General features: G+C 44.3%; 1 pseudogene. It reads right to left on the reverse strand.

Annotated elements, in window-relative coordinates:
- Positions 1 to 237 (reverse strand): annotated as a pseudogene (locus tag AAEY62_RS24700) (urocanate hydratase); the annotation flags it as partial.

Below are 237 nucleotides of genomic sequence, written 5' to 3' on the forward strand. Positions count from 1 at the left end.
AATAGCCATTTAGCGGATCGTGTGCTGAGGTTTGATCGGTGACCACATCGTGAGTAACGCCACTTTTAACTAAAGTGCTAAACACATCGGCAGCATTACCAAGTAACCCGACCGAAAGGGCGTCACCTTTTACGCACGCATTCGTTATAAGTTGTAGCGCGTGTTCAAGGTTGTTGGCTTTAATATCTACGTAACCGGTTTTTATTCTAAAATCGATACGGGTTTCATCGCATTCCA

The sequence above is a fragment of the Pseudoalteromonas sp. GW168-MNA-CIBAN-0100 genome (assembly GCF_040309225.1).
GTDB classification, from domain to species: domain Bacteria; phylum Pseudomonadota; class Gammaproteobacteria; order Enterobacterales; family Alteromonadaceae; genus Pseudoalteromonas; species Pseudoalteromonas arctica.